A 426-nucleotide genomic window follows, 5' to 3' on the forward strand; every position below is an offset into this window, starting at 1 on the left:
CGATACTCCCGCATATTGTCATTCTTTATATGCAATTTCTTTGGTAGAAGAAATTGGCTGGGATACCAGGATTTGAACCTGGGAATGCCAGGATCAAAACCTGGTGCCTTACCGCTTGGCGATATCCCAACAAAGAATTAGCTGATTATTTTAGTTCTTATCGAGAACATGGTGCGGAAGGAGAGACTTGAACTCTCACATCCTAAGATACTGGAACCTAAATCCAGCGCGTCTACCAATTCCGCCACTCCCGCATTTTTACTTTGAATAATCAAAGAAAGGTAGTTATTTTAAACTCTTCATTGAGCTGCAATTTAACTCTTGCAGAGCCACTTCTAAAAAAGAAATGGTGGCTAAGACGGGATTTGAACCTGTGACCCCATCATTATGAGTGATGTGCTCTAACCAGCTGAGCTACTTAGCCAT

Annotated in this window: 3 tRNA genes; all 3 read right to left on the reverse strand. The window is 41.8% G+C overall.

Annotated features, from left to right (window positions below):
* Window positions 1-54: 54 nt before the first annotated feature.
* The 3 genes from CWB60_RS20365 to CWB60_RS20375 all read right to left on the reverse strand — a co-directional run bounded on the left by CWB60_RS20365 (window position 55) and on the right by CWB60_RS20375 (window position 424).
* Window positions 55-129: transfer RNA gene (locus tag CWB60_RS20365), tRNA-Gln, on the reverse strand.
* Window positions 130-169: 40 nt separating this feature from the next.
* Window positions 170-254 (reverse strand) — tRNA-Leu (locus tag CWB60_RS20370).
* A 93-nt stretch (window positions 255-347) separates the two neighbouring features.
* Window positions 348-424 (reverse strand) — tRNA-Met (locus CWB60_RS20375).
* Window positions 425-426 lie beyond the last annotated feature (2 nt).

This window comes from Pseudoalteromonas sp. S327 (genome assembly GCF_005886415.1).
Lineage (GTDB): Bacteria > Pseudomonadota > Gammaproteobacteria > Enterobacterales > Alteromonadaceae > Pseudoalteromonas > Pseudoalteromonas atlantica.